The organism is Arthrobacter sp. NPDC057009, assembly GCF_042673905.1.
Classification (GTDB): Bacteria; Actinomycetota; Actinomycetes; order Actinomycetales; family Micrococcaceae; genus Arthrobacter.
Genome location: NZ_JBHUSB010000026.1, coordinates 32,344 through 52,283, shown reverse-complemented (window position 1 = coordinate 52,283; position 19,940 = coordinate 32,344). Strand labels below are relative to the sequence as shown.

Below are 19,940 nucleotides of genomic sequence, written 5' to 3'. Positions count from 1 at the left end.
GTCGCCGACAGGGCACCCGCGCCTCTGGACCAAAACTATCCAGCACCGCCCCTTCGGAGCGCTTCTGTGAAAGGACCAAAGGTGCCCCTCCCGCCCGGCCAGTTCGGCTCCACGGAACCTGCGAAGCCCTCGAGCCCTTACCGGTGGATGCGTTGGCCTGAGCGCTGGATCCCGACGTCCTGGCCAGTCGATGCCGTAACCCCTCGGTCCGGCGTCCAAAACGCGGAAAGCGCCGGAGACGCGACGGCTGAACTTCGAGGGTTCTATAGCGCTCTGTCGAATTTTTAGATCAACTGGTTCATGTGGCTCACGGCAGCACCTACTTGAACTTTGAAAGCTCCATTCTGGCCTCCCCGGTCCTCCCGGGGATGGATCCCAGCAAGCACCCCTCTGGCAAGTGCCCCTACAGCAAACAGGAACAATTCATGACCACTACCCCACACATGTCCGGTCCGCCGGGTACCCCGGCAGCCCGTCCGCTCGGCGTGGCCGCCATCGGCTATGCCTTCATGGGGAAGGCGCATTCAAATGCGTGGCGGAATGTGGCCAGCTTCTTCGATGTCCCGGCCTTTGAACAAAAAGTCCTCGTCGGCCGGGATGCTAAAGCCGTTGCCGACGCCGCCACGAAATATGGCTGGGCCGAGTTCGCCACCGACTGGCGGACCGTCATCACCAGGGACGATATCGACATCATTGATATCTGTGCCCCCGGCTGGATGCACGCCGAGATCGCCATCGCCGCGCTGGAAGCGGGCAAGCACGTGCTGCTGGAAAAGCCGCTGGCCAACACCTTGGCAGAGGCCGAACTCATGACCGCCGCTGCTGCGAAGGCCCGTGCCCGCGGTGTCCAATCGATGGTCGGGTTCAACTATCGGCGGGTTCCTGCCCTGGCACTGGTCCGTGAGCTGATCGAGGAGGGACGTCTCGGCACGGTACGGCATGTACGGGCCGCTTACATGCAGGACTGGCTCGCCGACCCGGATTCACCCATGACCTGGCGGCTGAACAAGGAAACCGCAGGCTCCGGGGCGCTTGGTGACATCGCCTCCCACGCCATAGACCAGGTGCTGTTTCTGCTCGCAGATTCCGTCACAGAGGTATCCGGCCGGCTGCACACCTTCACGCCGGTGCGGCCGGGCAAGAACGGTCCAGAGGATGTGACGGTCGACGACGCCGCCTGGGCCACTTTGTCCCTCGCTTCCGGGGCCATCGCCTCCGTCGAAGTTTCCCGGGTGGCCACCGGCCAAAAGAACTCCCTGAAGCTGGAGATTTATGGCGACAAGGGCGCAGTACTCTTCGACTTGGAAAACCTGAACGAACTCACGTTCCTGGACGCTACCGTCCCCATGCGGGAACAGGGCTTCCGCCGGATCCTTGTCAATGAACCCGCGCACCCCTACATGGACGCGTGGTGGCCGCAGGGGCACATCATTGGCTGGGAACACACCTTCACCCACGAAATCCGCGACTTCCTGGCCGCGATCGGCAGCGGCGGTTCGCCGTCGCCCTCGTTCGAGGAGGGCCTTACCGTGCAGCGCGTGCTCGCAGCCATCGAAGAGTCCGCCAACGCCAAGTCCTCCATTATCCAACTCACCAACCCCGGACCAACAGACACGGCCGGCACCACCGAAGGAGCCTGACATGCCTCGCCCGTACACCCTGTTCACCGGCCAGTGGGCCGACCTCCCCTTCGAGGAAGTCGCCAAGCTCGCCTCCGGCTGGGGCTACGACGGCCTGGAAATCGCCGTCTCCGGCGATCACCTGGACGCCTGGCGCTGGGACGAACCCGGCTACGTCGAATCCAAGCTCGCCGTCCTCGAGAAGTACAACCTGAAGGTCTGGGCCATCTCCAACCACCTCAAGGGCCAGGCTGTCTGCGATGACCCGATCGACTTCCGGCATGAAGCAATCGTTGGGGCCAAGGTCTGGGGCGACGGCGACCCCGAAGGCGTTCGCCAGCGCGCTGCCGAAGAAATGAAACACACCGCACGCCTGGCCAAAGCACTCGGAGTGGACACGGTCGTCGGCTTCACCGGCTCCTCCATCTGGCAGTACGTTGCCATGTTCCCTCCCGTCCCCGAGAAGGTCATCGACGCCGGGTACCAGGACTTTGCCGATCGCTGGAACCCGATCCTGGACGTCTTCGACGAATGCGGTGTCCGCTTCGCCCACGAAGTACACCCCTCCGAAATCGCCTACGACTACTGGAGCACCGTCCGCACGCTCGAAGCTATCGGCCACCGCGAAGCGTTCGGCCTGAACTGGGACCCCTCCCACATGATGTGGCAGGGCATCGATCCCGTCTCCTTCATCTGGGACTTCAAGGACCGGATCTACCACGTCGACTGCAAGGACACGAAGCTCCGGTTCACCGGCCGGAACACCGTCATGGGCTCCCACCTGCCCTGGGGCGACCCGCGCCGCGGCTGGGACTTCGTCTCTGCAGGCCGCGGGGATGTGCCCTGGGAATCCTCCTTCCGGGCCCTTACTGCGATCGGTTACGACGGACCCATCAGCATCGAGTGGGAAGACGCAGGGATGGACCGCCTCCACGGCGCCCCCGAAGCCCTCGCTGCCCTCAGGAAGTTCGATTTCCCGGCCTCCCAGACCAGCTTCGACGCCGCCTTCAGCAGCAAGGACTGAAGCCGGAGGGGGCCGCACAAGCGCTGTTGCCAGGCGAACTTGGGTGCGCTTGGATGAAGGTGACACGTTGATCAAAGCGCATAGAACTGTGGCTCAACGTTTGCAGACCCGAGACTCGCAGCTTTCCAATACTCATGTCAGGGGAAAATCATGTCCTACTCGCTCCAGCTGTACACCGTCCGCAACCAGATCCAGGCGGACCTGAGCGGCACCATCCGGAAGGTGGCGGAGATCGGCTTCACGCAGGTGGAGCCCTACAACTTCGTGGCCACAGCCCAGGAGTTGGGCGCCGCCCTGAAGGACAACGGACTCACCGCCCCGTCCGGCCACGCTCCGCTGCTCAGCCAGGACCAGGACGAAATCTTCGCCGCCGCCAAGGAGCTCGGCATCAGCACCGTCATCGAGCCGTACATCACGGCTGAGCACTGGCAGGACGCGGAGGCCATCCAGGCCACCGCGGCCAAGCTCAACACCGCCGCCAGGAAGGGCGCCGAATACGGCATCCGCGTGGGGTACCACAACCACGCCTGGGAGCTGGAGGCCAGCATCGAGGGCCAAACGGCGCTGGAGTACTTCGAAGGGCTGCTGGACCCCGAACTGGTCCTGGAAGTGGACACCTTCTGGGTTGCCGTGGGCGGCCAGGACCCGGTGGACATCCTGACCAAGCTGGGTGACCGGGTGAAGTTCATCCACATCAAGGACGGTCCCCTGACCACGGACACCAAGGCACAGCAGCCTGCCGGCCAGGGCAAGATCCCGGTGCGGGACGTCATCAACGCCGCCAGGTCGCTGGAAGTCGGCGTCGTGGAATTCGACGACTACTCCGGGGATATCTTCGACGGCATCACCCAGTCGCTGAACTTCCTGAACTCCGGCTCCGCCAAGGCCACTGAACGGGCCCAGGCATGAGCGCCCCCGCATCCACGCCGTCTTCCCACCGGGGTCCGGTCGGCGTCGGCCTCATCGGAGCCGGCAACATCAGCAAGCAGTACCTGGACAACCTGACCGTCTTCCCGGACCTGAAAGTCCACGTCATCGCCGACCTCTTCGAGGAGGCTGCCGAGGCCCGCGCCAAGGAATACGGCATCCCCGAGTGGGGCGGCGTGGATGCCGCACTGAACCATCCCGACGTCGAAATCATCGTCAATCTGACCATCCCGGCCGCACACGTGGAGGTCGCCACCGCCGCCGTCCACGCCGGCAAGCACGTCTGGACCGAGAAGCCCTTCTCGCTGGACCGCGAATCGGGACTGGGGCTGCTGAAGACTGCCGACGCCGCCGGCATCCGCCTTGGCACGGCGCCGGACACCTTCCTCGGCGCCGGACTCCAGACCGCCCGCCGGCTCATCGAACGAGGCGATATCGGCACCCCGCTCACCGCCATGACCACGTTCCAGACCCCCGGCCCGGAGTCCTGGCACCCGAACCCGGCGTTCCTGTTCCAGTACGGCGCCGGGCCGCTGTTCGACATGGGACCGTACTACCTCACCACGCTCATTCAGACGTTCGGCTCGATCCGCAAGGTGGCCGCCATCGGCTCCAAGGCCAAAGAGGTCCGCGTCATCGGCTCCGGCCCGAAGGCCGGCGAGGAATTCACCGTGGACGTCCCCACCCACGTCTCCGCGATGGCCCAGTTCGAAGGCGGCCAGTCCTCGCACAGCGTCTTCTCGTTCGAATCACCCCGCCAGCGGATGGGCTTCGTGGAGATCACCGGCACCGAGGCCACCATCTCGCTCCCGGATCCCAACTATTTCGACGGCGACATCAGGCTCTGGCGCGCCGGTGATGAGGACTGGACAGTCATCCCCGCCACCGGACCGGCCAACGGCCGCGGCATGGGGGTCCTGGACATGGCCCGCTCCATCCGCGCCGGCGTTCCGCACCGCGCCACCGGTAACCTCGCCTACCACGTCCTGGACACTATGGTCTCGATCGCCGAGTCCATCGAGTCCGGAACATTCGTCGACGTCGCAAGCTCCGCACCCGCGTCCGCGGCCCTCCCCGAGGACTGGAACCCCACAGCGCCCACCGTCTAGAAGGCCTCGGAAACGCTCCTACCGCGCCTGCCCGCCGAGAATCCGCTCATAAAGGGCCAGATGGTCGGCCACCATGCGGGCCGAGCTGAAGCGCTCTTCCGCCGCGGCCCGGCAGGCCTGGCGGCTGAGGCCGCCAGCCTCGGCGGCAAGCGCCGCCAGCTGGTCGATGCCGCCCAGGTATCCCGTGACGCCGTGCTCCACGATTTCCGGGGCAGCACCCGCAGGCGTTCCCACCACGGGTGTCCCGGTGGCCAGTGCCTCGATCATCACGAGGCCGAAGGGTTCGGGCCACTGGATCGGATTCAGGAAGGCGACGGCGCCGCCCACCAGCTCGTATTTTTCGGCGTCGGACAGCTGTCCCATGAACTCGACGTCCGGTCCGAGCGCCGGCCGGATGACGTCGTCGAAATAGCCCTGTTCCTCGGGTCCCTGGATCCGGGCACTGGCCCGCAGCGGGATCCCTGCCGCCCGCGCAATGTGGATCGACTCGAGGATGCCCTTGTCCGGGGACAGCCGCCCGACGAAACACAGGTAGCCGCCCGTTCCCTTGCCGACGGGAACGGACGCCACATCCATGCCGTGGTGGATCACCTTCACCACCGGCACCTCCGGCGACCGGCTGACCTGGTCATGGGAAATGGCGATAATTCCGGTGGTCTTCCCGATGGCACGGTACAGATCCGCGGCCTGCCGGGCCAGGCGGATGTGGATCGTGGTAACCACCGGGATTCCGGCCGGCCGATGGGCGTACAGGGGGCCACTCAGGGTGTGGTCATGAATGATGTCGACGCCGCCCATGCCGTCGTAGGCCCGAATGATGTGGCTCAGTTCAGACAGGGCGAGGCCCAGGTCGGCTGGTTCGGAGGGGCGCATCCGCGGGGCAAGGGGTACGGGGCAGGTGCTGTCGGAAGGGGCGGCCAGCAGGACGTCATGCCCTGCCGCCGCGAACCCGCGCGCAAGACTGTCCACCACCCGTTCTGTGCCGCCGTACCCCGGCGGCGGAACCGGGATCCACGGAGCCGATATCAGTCCAATGCGCATTGTCATCTTCCGCAGATCTGTGGCGTGCCCGCCGGGAGTTAGTCCAAACACTATGGCGGGGCCCTCCCTCCGGACAAGGGCTACGTGAAATCCGGCTCCCAGATGGCAGTACCCAGCGAAGTGACCAAAGCAACTGTCCGGGACAGGAATGCCGGGGAAGCCGCGGAAGTTGTCGCAGGCATGAAGATTGAGATCTGGTCAGACGTCGCCTGCCCGTGGTGCTACATCGGCAAGCGCCGGTTTGAGACCGCCCTTGCCGAGTTCCCGCACCGCGACCAGGTGGAGGTGCAGTGGCGCAGCTATCAGCTGGACCCGACCGTGCCCGATCACTACGACGGCACCGAACTCGATTACCTCAGCAAGCGCAAGGGCCTGGCCCCGGACCAGGTCACACAGATGTTCGACCATGTAGCAGCCCAGGCCAAAGGTGAGGGTCTGAACTACCGGTTCGACGCCGTCGTGGTTGCCAACAGCTTTACCGCCCACCGGCTGATCCACCTGGCCGCCGCCCACGGCAAGCAGGACGCCGCGAAGGAACGCCTGCTCAGCGACCACTTCGAACACGGCAAGGACATCGGCAGCCGCGAGTACCTGACGTCGCTCGGCGCGGACCTGGGCCTGGACTCCGGCGAAATCAGCGAGCTGTTCACCACGGATAAATACGCCGACGACGTCCGCCGCGACTTCGCCGAGGCCCGTGCCCTGGGCATCAGCGGCGTTCCGTTCTTCGTGATCGACCGCAAGTACGGACTGTCCGGAGCGCAGCCGGCGGCTACATTCAGCATGGCGCTGGAGCAGGCGTGGCAGGAAGCGCACCCGCTGGTGATGGTGGGCTCGGACAGATCCGGCAACGTGGCGGGAGACGCTGAGGCCTGCGGCCCGGACGGCTGCCCCGTCTGAACCGGCAGGATTACGAACGGAAAACTCGGGAGCGGTTTGGTGACAGATCGCGGTAAGGTGTCCCCATGCCCCGGATTTCGGCCCCCAGCAACGCTGCACAACGCGCCGAGACCCAGCGCCGTATCCTGAACGCCTTCGGCGAGCTTCTGTTCTCCCACGGGCTGCCCGGGCTCACCATGACGGATGTGGCCCGGCACGCTGGGGTTGGCCGCACAGCCGTCTACAACTACTACGCGGACATCGAAGAGCTCCTGATCGCCTACGCCCTCGTGGAGACGGAGCGGTTCATGGCGGGGCTGCGCGAGTCGCTGTCCCGGCTGGACAACCCGGTGGACCGGCTGGCCCTGTACGTGCGGGCGCAGGTGGAGGACCTCAGCCGGCGCCACCTTCCGCCGGGTCCAGCCATGGGTGCCGTCCTTTCGCCGGCGTCGTTCGCCAAGCTGGCTGACCACGTGGGCGGGCTCAGCGACATGCTGCAGGACATTCTCCGCGACGGCATGGACCAGGGCTACTTCCCGGCGGCCGACCCGCTCCAGCAGGCGCAGCTGATCCACGGCACGCTCTCCTCCAGCGCCGCCCGCGGCGGCGACGACTCCGAGGACCTGGAGGAAAGGATTTCGCGCACGGTCCGCTTCATCCAACTGGGCGCCGGGGCACGGTTCGACGACGGCGGCCGTCCCGTACGACTGCACCCGCCGGCCGCTGCGGCCGGCTAAGCGTCAGCCGTCCCCGCCCAGGATCAGCCCGCCCAGGATCAGGGCGTGGCGCCCTGGGTGGGCATGACCGGCCACTGCGAATCGTCGGCAACCCGCCGGCTTTCCCGCGGGCAGCTGAGCTGGCCCGGGGTCTGGTCGACAAGCTGTGGCTTGACCAAACCGCGGTAGTCACTGGTCAGGATCACATCCACGCTGGCATCCTTACGGCCGTCCTGGAAGTAGTCAGAGCCCGGGAGGTTCCGCTGGACAGTGAAGGCCGCCGACTGTCCGGCAGCACCCGAGACGATGGCCGCCACACCGCGGTACCCGGTCTCGGTGTTGGCCACATTGCCAACAACGAACTTCCGGGCCTTGAATTCATTGGCTGCCGCCTTGGCCAGGCCGTTGCGGTTCGTGGCGTTGAGGACGTTTACCTTCACTTTGGCCGGCGGCGTGTAGTCGAAGGTTGTGGCGGGGCAGGCGGAAGAATTCTCCTGGGCCTGGATGGCGGACGGAAACTTGATCTGCCCGCTCATCACACCCATCGCCCCCATGATCCCTGCGACAATGAGGCCCAGCAACAGCACGAGGACCACGCCGTGCAGGATCCGGCGGCGCAGCCGGCCGGGGTTTTCCGCGTTCCCGTCATCATCGACGAACGTGGCCCGGAGCTCCGGGCCCGTAATCACGCGGTGACCGTGCAGGACGGTCAGGTCCTTGGGTTTTCTAGCCATCGATCACGAGCACCCTTGCATGTATCGCGGTGCGCTGGTGGAGTGCTGTCCTCACCGCCCGGTGCAGGCCGTCCTCCAGGTAGAGGGTGCCCTGGTACTGCACCACGTGGGGAAACAGGTCGCCAAAGAAGGTGGAGTCCTCGGCAAGGAGCGCTTCAAGGTCCAGGGTCCGCTTGGTGGTCACAAGTTCATCCAGCCGCACGGGACGGGGCGGAAGGGCCGCCCAGTCTTTGGGGGTACTGAAACCATGGTCGGGGTAAGGGCGTCCCTCGCCCACAGCTTTGAATATCACCCTGCAAGCGTATGCAACCGGCCGGTTCAAGGGAATGTGGTATCAGCGTGCCGCGGGAGGTTGTGGCCAAACAGTAACTATGTGTCACATCCGGGCGGCCAACCCGGACCGGAACGGGTTCGCCGGTGCCGGCTGACAGAATGGAAGCATGACTGCACCCTCTGCGCATGCTGCCCCGCGCTTCGGCACCCACAGGCCGTCGGAACCGGCCCTGGCCCTTCTCCTGGACGTTGACGGACCCGTTGCCAGCCCGGTCACGAGGGATGTGAAACCGGAGATCATTGCCGACCTGGTTGCGCTCGCGAAGGCCGGGGTGCCGGTCATCTTCAACACGGGACGCTCGGACACGTTTATCCGCGAGCAGGTCATGGAGCCCATGATCGCGGCCGGGATGCCGAGTGGAACCTTGATCCACGCCATCTGTGAAAAGGGCGCCGTGTGGTTCAGCTACACCTCGGCCGGTCCGGGGCCCATCCACGTGGACCACGAGCTGGCCATGCCCGCGGCCTTCGGCGATGACATCCGGCGCATGGTGGCCGAGGACTACTCGTCCCACATGTTCTTCGACGAGACCAAGCGCGCCATGGTGTCCGTGGAACAGCACATTGAAGTGCCCAACAGTGAATACCTCGCCGAGCAGAAGCTGTTTGATGCCGAGGCCCTGAAACTGATGGAGCGCCACGACCTGGGAGTCGTGCGGCTGGACCACCATGCACCCAATTCCGACGACGAGATCGACTACCGCCTGGACCCCACCATCATTTCCACTGACATTGAGTCGGTCCAGCTGGGCAAGGACCTCGGCGCGAGCCGCGCCGTGGAGATGCTGGCGGCCCAGGGCATCACACCGCAGGCCTGGCGGACGGTCGGGGACTCCCGCACGGACTACGCCATGGCGGACTGGCTGCACCACAACGACCACGCCGTCAAACACGTCGACGTCCGCCCTGCAGACGGAGTCCCGGCCAAGCCCTACGGCATTCTCACCGCCGCCGACCTGGGCCTGCCCGAAACGGTCATTCACGACGACGCCGGCGCGGCCTTCCTGTCCAGCTGGCGCCAGGCGCTGCTCGGCTAGCTCCCCCTGCCCTGCACGTTTTCCGAGCAGGACTATCATGCAAGTAAGACTTCACCCCCAACAGCATGGGAGAAACACCATTACCGACGTGACGGTTCAGGACGATATCTACTACGGCGCCGAGGCATCCGAGGACATACCCGTACTCGCGGAGGCAACGTCGCCGGCGGCTGTCGCGCGCCTCAAGCACCGCCCCGACGTCATTCGCCGATCGGGCCGGTACGCGCTGATCAATGACACCCGGACGCCCTACCAGGCCATGGTGGAGGACCTGCTCTTCCTGCGGAATGTGCTGGATGGTGCCGGGCTGGATTACCTGCTGGTCCGCGGCAACAATGACCGCCCGGTGATCGCCCTTGACTGGAAGGACCGCAAGAAGCTGCGGTCCGCCCTCGTTGCCGCCTGCCGGAACGAGCCGTTCTACTCCATGACCGTGGACGCGAAGAAGAAAATGTCCGTCCTGGTCGCCGACGGCGAACTGTCCGTCAACCGGCAGGCACGTATTTTCCGGCTGTACCGCCCGCGGGTCGAGCCGGTGGGCGGCTTCGAATTCGGTGCCTCCGCCGGCGTCCAGGTTGAGCTGTGGAGCTTCCTGGGCAACGAAGTGATCCTGCCGATCGAAAACTCCCTCACCCGCCGCACCATGATGGCGCACGAGGCCGTCCGCGGAACGGTTGAACGCTACGGCCACACGTGGCCCACCATCGAGAACATGTTCGCTGACCACGCGAGCGACATCAGCTTCGACATCGACATGGTTTTCTCCTGGGTGGACGGTAGCTCGCCGGAGTACATCGCCGCCCGCCGTGCCCGGCAGTCGCAAGCCGTCCTGGGCGAGGGCGACGACCACGAGGCACGCTACCGGCAGATCAATGAGCTCAAATATGCGCTCCGGTCGGTGTACATGTTCGCGCCGTGGGTCCGCCGAATCTTCATCGCCACGGACTCCCCCGCGCCCGAGTGGCTGAGCGACCACCCGTCAGTGACCATCGTCCGCAGCGAGGAGTTCTTCGCCGACCCGTCGGTGCTGCCTACCCACAACTCGCAGGCTGTGGAGTGCCAGCTGCACCACATCGAGGGGCTCTCCGAGCACTTCCTCTACTCCAACGATGACATGTTCTTCGGGCGCCCTGTGGGCCCGGACATGTTCTTCACCCCGGGCGGCATCACCAAGTTCATCGAGGCGGAGACCCGCATCGGCCTCGGCGAGAACGATGCCGAACGCAGCGGCTTTGAGAACGCGGCCCGGGTCAACCGGAAGCTGCTCTGGAACCGCTTCGGCCGGATCACCACCCGCCACCTGGAGCACACGGCCGCCCCGCTGCGCCGGAGCCTCGTGGCGCAGATGGAGCAGGAGTTCCCGGCGGAGTTTGCAAGCACTGCCGCCAGCACGTTCCGTGCTGCGGACAACATCTCCGTCACGAACTCCTTCTACCACTACTACGCACTGCTGACCGGCCGGGCCGTGACCCAGACGGCGGCCAAGGTGCGGTATGTGGACACCACACTCCGGTCGGGGCTGAAGTACCTGCCCAAGCTGCTGAACAAGCGCAACATGGACTTCTTCTGCCTCAATGACGGCAGCTTTCCGGAAGTTCCGGCGGAGGAACGCGCGGAGCTGGTTACCGAGTTCCTGGAAAAGTACTACCCCATTAAGGCGCCCTGGGAGAAGTAAAACCGGGAAAGCCGAGGCCCCTGCAATGCGGAAAGAACCCCGCCAGGCTACTGGCGGGGTTCTTTCGTGGGTAGTGACGCTACTTCCGCGTGAGGATCGGGCGTTTGGCGCCCTCGGGGATGCGGATTCCGGCTGCGGCCAGGCGGCGTTCCGTCTCCTCAGGGCTGACGTACTCGCCCACAGTCGGTGTGGAACCCAGCGGCACCACTGAATGCACCACGGTGTGCTCGTAAACGTGCACCAGGTTGAAGGCCTGACCGCCGTCGCGGCCGCGCGTGCCGCCCACCGGAACATTCAGGTCCTGGGTGTAGCACGTGGCTGAGGCCACGGACACAGGGATGCCGGCGAAGCTCGCCGTCGTGGAGTAGTGCAGGTGGCCGGCCAGGATGCTGCGCACATCCGAGTTCCGGACTACGGCGGCAAGCGACGCCTGGTCGCGGAGTTCCACCAGCACGGACAGGTCGAGCACCGACGGCACCGGCGGATGGTGCAGCGCCAGGATGGTACCGTCCGGCGCGGGGGTCTCCAGCTGCCCTGCCAGCCAGTCGAGCTGGTTGTCACTGAGTTCGCCGTGGTGGTAGCCGGGCACGGACGTGTCCAAGGTGATGACCCGAAGCCCGTTGACGTAGTAGCTGTGGTCCACGGGATCGTCGTTGCCATGCTGGCCGAAGAGCCCCGCCCGGAAGTTGGCCCGGTTGTCGTGGTTGCCCATGGCCCAGATGACCTGCGCACCGAGATCCTGGCAGGCAGGCTCGACGATTGCGCGGAGCTTGGCGTAGGCCTCAGGATCGCCTTTGTCCGCCAGGTCGCCGGTAAAAATCACGGCTTCGGGGCGGGCACCGGACGCCTTGACCTCGTCGAAGAGCTGAATCAGGCGGGCTTCGCTGTCAACTGCGCCGTATAGGGGGTCCGGACCTCCCAACAGATGGGGGTCACTCAGGTGGAGTAGAAAATGGCGTGGCCGGGGGTGCTCGGCCTCGATGAGCTCCATTGCTGCCTTCGCGGTAGTGAGGAAGCGGGGCGCCTCCTGTGTTCCCTCTCAGTACGCTCCATCCAACCAGATAAAAAGCGAACTATGGGGAAACGGGAGTTAGCATGTTGAAAAATTACGACACCGCCGCCGCGTCCAGGCTACCTTCCTCGCTTTCGTTTCCTTGCCCGGCCATCCTGATGGCCGCTTCGTTAATTTGCCGCGCGTTATTTAGCTTGCAGAGATAAAGGGGAGGACCCGGAGTCCGCCGGCTGTTCCGGGCGGAAGGCTCTTCCGGAACGTGCCCGGCTTGCCTTGCGTGGGGCTACTTATGCCATGGACGACGGCGCGCACTAGCGCCGGTCGGGCCAGCCGGCCGGCAAGTCCGGTACAGCCTGTACATGCGGGGTCGGCCGACGGGCCCGGCTCGGGCACCGGATCGCCGGTCAGGCAGCCGAAACCCGCGCGGCTTCCGTCGGGCGTCGGCGGAATCGTTCGGAGGGAAGTCACATCGTGCTCTCTCGCCGGGTGCATGGCTGTCACTAGTATCAACGGCGTTGGCTTCCGTTGCATTCCCTGGACCTCCTGACCATTTGACTTCATCTGGTGTGCGAACAGCCCGACGGCGGCTGTCCGCCACCGCTTACGGCGCCGTCGTTGGCTCCGCCGTCGGTGCCGCCGGGACAGCTTCCGCCGCTGCCGCATCCTCTGTTGGCGCAACGCTGGGCGCAACAGTGGGCGCGGGGGCGGTCGCCGGTTCCGACGTGGGAACTGGGGCCGGTGCCGTGGTTTCCACGGCCGTCGGCGTCGGGACCGGATCCGGCTCGGGCGCCGGGGCGGGCTCCACAGGCGCGGCCTCTGTTGGGGCCGGTTCGGCACTGGTGATCGGTGCTGAAGGCGCAACCGGATCGGAGGGTGCCGGCGGCGCAGGCTCGGCCGGAGCCACCGGCTCCGTAGGTGCCGGGGCTACCGGAGCGGGGTCCACCGGTGTGGGAGTCGGCGTCGGGGTGGGTGTGGGAGTTGGGGTTGGGGTAGGCGTTGGTGTGGGAGTCGGCGTCGGGGTGGGTGTGGGTGCCGGCGCCGTGGCCGGCTTGGGCTTCACGGCGGCGGGCTTCGGCGCCGTCGGCGTGGGGGACGTTGTAACTGTCGGCTTTGATGCCGGGCGGGAAGTTGACGGAGCGGAGGTCGACGAGCTGACGACCAACGTGGTCCGGGCCGGGGTCGACTTGCCGCTGCGGGGGTTGGCGATTGCGGCTGCCGTGGCCGGGGTCAGGCTGTCGTCGGTGTTGCCCGGCCCGCTGTTTCCGGGAATATTGGGGATCGCCCAGCCGGAAGTGGTTGCGGCGTCGGTGTCGAAACTCGTAAAGACTGCCGGCGTCAGCGCGTCCGTCTGCCGGATGGGCAGCAGGGTCCATTTCGCGGGATCCTGGTGCTGCCCGTTCTTGATGACCTCGAAGTGCAGGTGGCATCCGGTGGAGGAGCCGGTGGTGCCTACTTCTGCGATGACCTGGCCGACGCGCACCGCATCGCCCTTCTCGACGGCGATGCCCTGCAGGTGGTTGTACGTGGTGATCAGGCCGTTGCCGTGATCAATCTCGACCCTGTTTCCCCCGCCCCAGGGGTGCCATCCGGCTGCCCGGACCACGCCGGCGTCGGCGGCGTAAACTCGGGTGCCGCAAGCGGCGGCGAAGTCCCGGCCCCAGTGGAACTCGCCGGCCTCGCCCGTGATCGGACTGTGCCGCAGCCCGAACGAGGAACTGGGGGTGAGGACTTCCAAGGGTGCCATGAGGAAGCCGGCCGCCGGCCGCTTCAACGCGGTGGAGGCCACACCGGGAGACTTGGCAATGCCTGTCTTAGAGGCCTTCACGGTGGAGCCCGAGACGGTGCGGCCGGCAGGAGCCTTCGCGGGTGCGGCGATGCCGGACCCACTGATCGCGTAACTGGGCGGGGTGCTGTCGGGATCCAGGAGCTCCGGTCCGACGACACCCGAGGGAGGTGCGATCGGGACGGCAGCGCCCACGGGCTGCTGGATCGAGGCGGCTGGCCCCTGGAACCCAAAGGCAAAGACGGAAAAGCCTACAACCACCGCTGCGGACAAGCTCCGCAGCGCGATCCGGCCCGGGGCGGTCGCCCTCGGTGCATGTTTGTGTCCCCCGTGATTTGCCACAGAATTCTCCTGGATCGGTACCCGCCAAACTCCTATCTCGACGAGCGTGTCCTCCATTGTGGCCACAGCCCCAAGCACGGCGGTACCCCTAAAACTGGGGGGCCAGCGGGTCCGGTTTCATAGGCTTAACCGGGCCGCCTCGGCGCGCGAGAATGAGTTATGCGGACTTTCCTTAGGGAATGGCAGGCGGAACTGAAAAGAACGCTGACCGGCAGTCCGGATGCCGTGCCGGACTGGTCCCGGAAGTTTGCCCAGGGTGATGACCCCGGATATTTCCTCCCCGGCTCTGCGGTCTGGGCCGTCCACGGCGGCATAGCGACAATCATCGGCGGTATCCGGTCCCTGCTGATGCAAACACTTCACCCCGCAGTCCTCGCCGGGGTCCACGACCATTCGAATTTCCGCGAGGACACGCTGGAGCGTCTGGCCCGGACCACGGCGTGGATCCATGCGCTCACCTACGGGTCCACCGCTGAAGCCCAGGCGGCAACATCGAGGGTGATCCGGCTGCACGAGTCCGTATTCGGAAAGTATGTCGACGGCGACGGCACCGTCAGGGAGTACTCCGCCAACGACCCCGAGCTGCTCCGCTGGGTGCACATTACCTTCACGGACTCGTTTCTCCGCGCGCATGAGCTGTGGGACGGCCCCATCCCCGGTGGCCCGGACGCGTACGTGCGCGAATGGGCCCAGGCAGGCAGGCTCATGGGCGTAGAGTTTCCGCCGGAGAGCAAAGCCGCCCTCGAGCGGGAACTCGAAGAGTGGCTTGCCACCGGCACCCTCCGCTGCGACGAACGCGTTGCCGAAACTGTTGCCTTCATCCGGCATCCACCCCTGCATCCGCTCCTGAAGCCGGGCTACCGGGTACTGTTCAATGCCGCTGTCCTGAGTCTGGATCCTGACTACCGCCGGCTGCTCGGGCTGCATACCGCCCGCCTTGGTCCGCTGCCGGTGCGTCTGGCCGCCAAGGCGACCCTCGTCGTCGTACGCCGCGCCTTGGGCCCGGCCAGCCCGAGCCAGCTGGCCGCCCGCGAGCGGCTACGGAGGCTGGGCGTGACTTAGCCGCCTCCCGCACCGGATTTGTTCGGCATTCAGAAAGGGAAACAGAAAACCCGGCCCTGACGATGTCAGAACCGGGTTTTCCGATGGCGGAGAATGGGGGATTTGAACCCCCGAGGGCGTTAACCCAACACGCGTTCCAGGCGTGCGCCATAGGCCGCTAGGCGAATTCTCCAGCTGCTCTTGAACCAAAAGCAGATACTAGAATACCTGAACTTTCCGGCATCTCCCAATCGGCCGGATTGGCCTCCCGGACAGGCACCTTTTGCGGCGGCTACGGCGCCGGCATCCAAGGCCCGGAACGCCTTGGCCCTGATGGCAGGATGGAGCCATGGTCCAGCTGCATGCGCTTGTGGTTTACGTGCCCGATTCCCACGCCGGAGCTGTGCTCACCGCGATAGGCGACGCCGGCGCCGGCCGGCTGGGCGACTATTCGCACTGCTCGTTCACGTCACCGGGTACGGGACGTTTTACCCCGTTGTCCGGGGCCCGGCCCTTCATCGGCACCCCGGGCCAGCCGGAGGAAGTTTCCGAGGTCCGGATCGAGTGCATCGTCGAAGAGGACGTGCTCGACGCCGTCGTGCAGGGATTGCGGCAGGCCCACCCCTATGAGGAGCCGGCGTTCATGAGCTGGCCCGTGAACGGGCACCGGTGAGACGTTCGCGGCGCCCGCCGAGGGTCCGCCGGAGCCGATTCGGGCCACACCCAAAGTTCGGGTAAAGTATCTGACGGCCCCTCATGTGGCGTCATCCTGTTGAACTCCCCCAGGACCGGAAGGTAGCAAGGGTAGATGGGCTCTGGCGGGTGCATGAGGGGTCTCTTATTTAAATGTCAGTCCCTATAGGTAGGTTTTCCCTGTGACTGTTACAACTGCCCTTTACCGCAGGTACCGCCCGGACTCGTTCGCGGACGTTATCGGGCAGGAGCATGTCACGGAGCCGCTGATGACGGCACTGCGCAAAAACCGGGTGAACCACGCCTACCTTTTCTCCGGCCCGCGCGGCTGCGGCAAGACCACCTCTGCGCGCATCCTGGCCCGCTGCCTGAACTGTGCAAAGGGCCCCACGGACACCCCGTGTGGCGTCTGCCCCAGCTGCATCGAACTTGCCCGCGGCGGAGCCGGTTCCCTCGACGTCATCGAGATTGACGCCGCAAGCCACGGCGGCGTTGACGACGCCCGCGACCTTCGCGAACGCGCCACCTATGCTCCGGTGCGGGACCGCTACAAGATCTTCATCATTGACGAGGCCCACATGGTCACCTCGGCCGGCTTCAACGCCCTGCTGAAAATCGTCGAAGAGCCGCCGGAACACATCAAGTTCATCTTCGCCACCACCGAGCCGGACAAGGTCATCGGGACCATCCGCTCGCGCACGCACCACTACCCGTTCCGGCTCGTGCCGCCGGAGCCGCTGATGGCGTACCTCGAGCAGCTGTGCCACCAGGAGAACGTCCCGGTGGCCCCCGGGGTACTGTCGCTGGTGATCCGCGCAGGTGCCGGATCCGTCCGGGACTCGCTGTCCGTGCTGGACCAGCTCATGGCCGGCGCAGGACCCAACGGCCTCGATTACGAGCTCGCGGTGGCACTGCTCGGCTACACGCACGCCTCGCTGCTGGACGACGTCGTCGAAGCAATCGCCGCTTCCGATGCCGCCACCGTCTTCCGTGCCGTGGACCGCGTCATCCAGACGGGGCACGATCCCCGCCGTTTCGTGGAGGACCTCCTGGAGCGCTTCCGGGACCTCATCATCGTCCAGGCCATGCCGGAAAGCGCCCAGGCGATCCTCCGCGGCATGCCGGCCGACCAAATCGCCCGGATGCAGAACCAGGCACACAATCTTGGCGCAGCCGAGCTCTCACGGGCGGCGGACGTCACCAACACCGCCCTGACGGAAATGACGGGCGCCACGTCGCCGCGGCTGCACCTGGAGCTGCTCTGCGCCCGGATCCTGCTGCCCAGCTCTGAGCAGAGCGAGCGCGGCATTGCCGCCCGGATCGACCGTGTGGAGCGGCGCCTGAACTACTCGGGGTCCGACGCCGGTGCTCCAGCCGCCGTTCCGGCTGCCCCGGCCGTGCCGGCTCCGGCCCCAGCCACGCCTGCTGCTCAGTCGCCGGCCGCACCTGCTCAGGCGCCTGCTCCGGCAGTTCCTGCGGCAGTTGCCGCCGCTGCGGCGGCTCCCGCATCCGTTCCGTCGCCCGACGAGAACCGTCAGCAGGTGCCGGGCCCGCCCAGCATTCAGGCCGCACCCGCGGCGCAGGCTGCACCCGAAAGGGAAGCGCTGGCTGCGCCGCGCATTACCACCGGCGACTGGCCCATGGACGAGGCCGCCGCACGTGACCGCCGGCCCGGCCCGGATTCACACGCCGCTGAGGGCCGGGAACCTGCATTCCAGCGTCCTGCCGCGGCGCCAGCACGGGAGTCCGCCGCGCCAGCACGGGAGTCCGCCGCGCAGCCAGAACAGACCCGTCCGGAACAGACCCAGCGCGCCGAACAGGCCCAGCGTCCCGAACAGACGCAGCGTCCAGAACAGACGCAGCGTCCGCAGCCGGCGGCGGCACAGGCTGCCCCGGCATCTCCCGCCCCGTCCTCCCCCGCGCAAACCTCTGCCCCGCAAACCTCTGCCGGTGCGTCTCCTTCCGGCGCGTCCTCTGCCGGCCTGCCTCCTTCCGCGGGGCACGCCGACGTCGAAGTACTCCGCCGTGCGTGGCCCGAGGTCCTGCAGACCTTGGCAAAGATCAAGCGGAGCACCTGGGCACTCGTGGAACCGAACGCCCAGGTCGGCCAGTTCGACGGCCAGGTCCTTACGCTTATCTTCACCACCTCGGGTCTCGCCGGTGCCTTCGGCCGGGCGGACCACTCCGAGAATCTGCGCCAGGCCATCCACAAGACCATCGGCATCGACTGCCAGATCACCGCCGTTGCAGGCGCCGGCAGCTCAGCGAGCTCTGAACCAAACCCAAAAGCGCGTACTAGCCGGGACGTTCCGGCTACCACCACTGACGCGGATTGGGGCATCGCCCCCGCGGCGGGTGGCTCAGTGCAAGCAGAATCCGCTCCGGCCCGCCCGGAGGCTGGTTCGGTGCCCGGTTCCGCAGGCCCGTCCACCGCGCCTGCCGCCGGGCACGCCGCATCGCCTTCATCCCAGGCTCCTGCGCCTTCCGCGCCGCAGTGGTCCGGGCCTAACATCACGGCGTCCCCATCCGACACCGCCACCTCCGCCGCCGGACGAGTCAGCCCGTCTTCACCGGAAGCTGGACCGAGCTCCGCGCCGCAGTGGTCCGGGCCTAACATCACGGCGTCCCCATCGGGCACCGCCACCGGATCCGGTGATACATCCAGCCCCGCCGCGCCGGCTGCGAACCTCGCATCTGGCGGCGATGGCGACGCCCGCGGTGAATCAGGCAGTGGACTGGCCGCCGCTGGCCACCAGCCTGCCACCACCAGCGATGCCGCGCAGGCAACCGGTGCTGCCCAGCCGATTGCCACACAACCTGGTGCCACACAGCCAGCTCCCCAGCCGGCGGCAAGGCAGGATGCGGCGTCTGGACCGCAGCACCAAGCCGGCGACTATTCCTATCCGGATGACGACTGGGGTCCTCCGCTGGACGAGGACGCGCCTCCGTTGGAAGAAGAGCCCCCCATGGACTGGGAGCCGTCACGCCAGTGGCAGGCCCCCGCGCCGTCGTCGGCACCGGAAGCACGCGGCGCTGCCGCGTCTGCACCGCCGGCGCCGAAAATTCATGCCAGTACTGCTGATTCGGCACCACCGGCACGTCAGTCCGGGCCCGACACCTCCGCTGATCCGTGGTCCCGTGCTGTGGAGCAAACGCCCGGCGTGTGGCTTCTCGGTTCCGAAAGCAATGTGGGCAAATACCGGGGCGCAGCCGACGACCAAAACGGCGACGAGCCAGACGAGTCCGCTGCGCCGGCTTACCCGCCCGCTGCCGCCCAGCCGCCGCACGGCAACGGGGGCGCGGCTGCGGAAAACCAGCCGTCCACGGCCTGGAGTGAAAGCGCTCCGGGCGAGAGCGACGGCCAGGGCGGGAGCCGCCGTGCCGAGGATATGCAGGGCGCGACCTCTCCGGAAACCGCCGAGCGGGGTGCACCGGAGTTTGCTCCTGCCTACGCCATGGCTTCCGCACCGGCTGCCAGCTCCGAGTACGGGGTATCCACCCCGGCCCAGGGTGTCCGCCCGCCGGCCGTGGCCGATGCCACGGACGTCGCCCACGTCAGGGTTCCCGTGTTCGCGGCCAGCCCAGGACCAGCAGTTCAGGCAGGACCTGCAGTTCAAACCGGACCAGCGATCCAGGCGCGCCCCGCCATCCAGGCGGGACCCGCTGTTGCCGCCGCCCGTACCGCCGCGCCCGCCCCTGCAACCGAGACTCCTGCAAGGGGCAAGCTGAGCCTGTACCAGAGGCTTTCCAACAGTCCGGAGGCAGAGGCTGGACGGGCCAAGGCGCCCGCGCGGAGCGTGGAAGAACCGGCGCCATACGTGCAGGACATTCCCAGCGCGGATGACGAAACCATTGAGGAGTCGGGCGTCTTTGGCCGTGCCGCCGTCGAGCGTATTCTGGGCGGAAAGCTCATCGAGGAACGGTCGCTGGACGGCAGCCCCCTGATGCCGAGGTACTAGGGCACGGCAACCCGTG

General features: G+C 66.6%; 16 protein-coding genes, 1 tRNA gene and 1 other RNA gene. 12 read left to right on the top strand and 6 right to left on the bottom strand.

Going from position 1 to position 19,940, the window contains the following annotated elements:
- Positions 1-425: 425 nt before the first annotated feature.
- The 4 genes from ACFTR6_RS19955 (at position 426) to ACFTR6_RS19940 (ending at position 4,679) form a co-directional block, all read left to right on the top strand.
- Positions 426-1,640: a Gfo/Idh/MocA family protein gene (locus tag ACFTR6_RS19955; protein ID WP_377959199.1), complete on the top strand. Its 1,215-nt coding sequence runs from the start codon at positions 426-428 to the stop codon at positions 1,638-1,640.
- Position 1,641: 1 nt separating this feature from the next.
- A complete protein-coding gene (locus ACFTR6_RS19950) occupies positions 1,642-2,643 on the top strand; it encodes a sugar phosphate isomerase/epimerase family protein (protein WP_377959198.1) in 1,002 nt (333 codons plus the stop codon).
- Between the two features lie 150 nt (positions 2,644-2,793).
- Positions 2,794-3,552 (top strand): sugar phosphate isomerase/epimerase family protein, encoded by a 759-nt coding sequence (locus ACFTR6_RS19945; protein WP_377959197.1) that lies wholly within the window; start codon positions 2,794-2,796, stop codon positions 3,550-3,552.
- A complete protein-coding gene (locus tag ACFTR6_RS19940) occupies positions 3,549-4,679 on the top strand; it encodes a Gfo/Idh/MocA family protein (RefSeq protein WP_377959196.1) in 1,131 nt (376 codons plus the stop codon). Before ACFTR6_RS19945 ends, ACFTR6_RS19940 begins: the two co-directional genes overlap by 4 nt.
- Before the next feature lie 18 nt (positions 4,680-4,697).
- Here the strand turns inward: ACFTR6_RS19940 and ACFTR6_RS19935 are convergent, their stop codons facing one another.
- Complete coding sequence (locus ACFTR6_RS19935) at positions 4,698-5,720, bottom strand: glycosyltransferase family 4 protein (protein ID WP_377959195.1); 1,023 nt, start codon at positions 5,718-5,720, stop codon at positions 4,698-4,700.
- A 180-nt stretch (positions 5,721-5,900) separates the two neighbouring features.
- Here ACFTR6_RS19935 and ACFTR6_RS19930 point away from each other — a divergent pair, with 180 nt between their 5' ends.
- Positions 5,901-6,620: a DsbA family protein gene (locus tag ACFTR6_RS19930; protein WP_377959200.1), complete on the top strand. Its 720-nt coding sequence runs from the start codon at positions 5,901-5,903 to the stop codon at positions 6,618-6,620.
- A gap of 65 nt (positions 6,621-6,685) precedes the next feature.
- Positions 6,686-7,336, top strand: a complete 651-nt coding sequence (locus ACFTR6_RS19925) for a TetR/AcrR family transcriptional regulator (RefSeq protein ID WP_076798958.1) — start codon at positions 6,686-6,688, stop codon at positions 7,334-7,336.
- Between the two features lie 38 nt (positions 7,337-7,374).
- Here ACFTR6_RS19925 and ACFTR6_RS19920 read toward each other — a convergent pair whose 3' ends face one another.
- The gene (locus tag ACFTR6_RS19920; protein WP_083706244.1) at positions 7,375-8,049 is read right to left on the bottom strand and encodes a LytR C-terminal domain-containing protein; all 675 of its coding nucleotides are present in this window, start codon (positions 8,047-8,049) and stop codon (positions 7,375-7,377) included.
- The gene (locus tag ACFTR6_RS19915) at positions 8,042-8,341 is read right to left on the bottom strand and encodes a type II toxin-antitoxin system VapB family antitoxin (protein WP_043417724.1); all 300 of its coding nucleotides are present in this window, start codon (positions 8,339-8,341) and stop codon (positions 8,042-8,044) included. The genes ACFTR6_RS19920 and ACFTR6_RS19915 overlap by 8 nt, the downstream gene beginning before the upstream one ends.
- 148 nt (positions 8,342-8,489) lie before the next feature.
- On the opposite strand from ACFTR6_RS19915, the gene ACFTR6_RS19910 reads away from it, so the two are divergent.
- Both ACFTR6_RS19910 and ACFTR6_RS19905 read left to right on the top strand, forming a co-directional pair.
- Positions 8,490-9,419, top strand: a complete 930-nt coding sequence (locus ACFTR6_RS19910; protein WP_377959194.1) for a hypothetical protein — start codon at positions 8,490-8,492, stop codon at positions 9,417-9,419.
- 37 nt (positions 9,420-9,456) lie between these two features.
- Entirely contained in the window at positions 9,457-11,094 is a 1,638-nt protein-coding gene (locus ACFTR6_RS19905) for a stealth family protein (RefSeq protein ID WP_216359077.1), read from the top strand.
- A 79-nt stretch (positions 11,095-11,173) separates the two neighbouring features.
- Here the strand turns inward: ACFTR6_RS19905 and ACFTR6_RS19900 are convergent, their stop codons facing one another.
- Both ACFTR6_RS19900 and ACFTR6_RS19895 read right to left on the bottom strand, forming a co-directional pair.
- A complete protein-coding gene (locus tag ACFTR6_RS19900; protein WP_377959193.1) occupies positions 11,174-12,085 on the bottom strand; it encodes a phosphodiesterase in 912 nt (303 codons plus the stop codon).
- Positions 12,086-12,707: 622 nt separating this feature from the next.
- Complete coding sequence (locus ACFTR6_RS19895) at positions 12,708-14,231, bottom strand: M23 family metallopeptidase (protein ID WP_301178645.1); 1,524 nt, start codon at positions 14,229-14,231, stop codon at positions 12,708-12,710.
- Between the two features lie 159 nt (positions 14,232-14,390).
- Here ACFTR6_RS19895 and ACFTR6_RS19890 point away from each other — a divergent pair, with 159 nt between their 5' ends.
- Positions 14,391-15,293 carry an oxygenase MpaB family protein gene (locus tag ACFTR6_RS19890; protein ID WP_377959192.1) on the top strand — a complete coding sequence of 301 codons (903 nt, stop codon included), beginning with the start codon at positions 14,391-14,393 and terminating at the stop codon, positions 15,291-15,293.
- An 84-nt stretch (positions 15,294-15,377) separates the two neighbouring features.
- On the opposite strand, the gene ACFTR6_RS19885 is transcribed toward ACFTR6_RS19890, so the two are convergent.
- Positions 15,378-15,465, bottom strand: a tRNA-Ser gene (locus ACFTR6_RS19885).
- Between the two features lie 156 nt (positions 15,466-15,621).
- On the opposite strand from ACFTR6_RS19885, the gene ACFTR6_RS19880 reads away from it, so the two are divergent.
- The 3 genes from ACFTR6_RS19880 to ACFTR6_RS19870 all read left to right on the top strand — a co-directional run bounded on the left by ACFTR6_RS19880 (position 15,622) and on the right by ACFTR6_RS19870 (position 19,924).
- The gene (locus tag ACFTR6_RS19880) at positions 15,622-15,945 is read left to right on the top strand and encodes a hypothetical protein (protein WP_087872272.1); all 324 of its coding nucleotides are present in this window, start codon (positions 15,622-15,624) and stop codon (positions 15,943-15,945) included.
- 72 nt (positions 15,946-16,017) lie between these two features.
- Positions 16,018-16,114, top strand: an RNA gene (gene ffs / locus ACFTR6_RS19875) — signal recognition particle sRNA small type.
- Between the two features lie 33 nt (positions 16,115-16,147).
- Positions 16,148-19,924 (top strand): DNA polymerase III subunit gamma and tau, encoded by a 3,777-nt coding sequence (locus ACFTR6_RS19870; RefSeq protein ID WP_377959191.1) that lies wholly within the window; start codon positions 16,148-16,150, stop codon positions 19,922-19,924.
- Positions 19,925-19,940: the final 16 nt, after the last annotated feature.